Origin of the sequence: Nocardia nova (assembly GCF_002933465.1) — a bacterium.
GTDB classification, from domain to species: domain Bacteria; phylum Actinomycetota; class Actinomycetes; order Mycobacteriales; family Mycobacteriaceae; genus Nocardia; species Nocardia nova_B.
On the sequence record NZ_PSZE01000106.1, the window covers coordinates 1 to 558 of the forward strand.

Sequence of the window (558 nt, forward strand, 5' to 3'; positions counted from 1 at the left end):
GGCTCGCCGTGCGCGGCTATGTCGCGTTCGCCGCCACCTTCGCGGTGTTTTTTGCCCGTGCCTACGACTTCATCCGGATGGCCGGCATCTCGCAGGTGAACATCCGGCTGGTCGGCTCGCACGCCGGGGTGGAGATCGGTCAGGACGGCCCGTCACAGATGGCGTTGGAGGACCTGGCCGCGCTGCGCGCGGTGCACGGCTCGGTCGTGCTCTACCCCGCCGACGCCACCTGCACCGCCAAGCTTGTCGCAACCATGGCCGACACCGCCGGCATCGTCTACCTGCGCACCACCCGCGGCGCTTATCCGGTCCTCTACTCGCCGGGCGAGCAGTTCCCGGTCGGCGGATCGAAGGTTCACCGGGCCGGGCCCGACGATCGGGTCGCCCTGATCGGCGCCGGTGTCACTGTGCACGAATGCCTCACCGCCGCAGACGAACTCGCCACCGCCGGCATCCCCGCGCGGGTCATCGACGCCTACTCGGTCAAACCCATCGACCGCGAAGCCCTGGTGGACGCCTGCCTGGTGACCGGTAGCCGCCTGGTGGTGGTCGAGGACC

1 protein-coding gene is annotated in these 558 nt (G+C 69.9%); it reads left to right on the forward strand.

The annotated features are described in order from the left end of the window. Positions 1–558: transketolase C-terminal domain-containing protein (locus C5E41_RS33055; protein ID WP_308706137.1), on the forward strand; the 558-nt coding region annotated here is incomplete at both ends.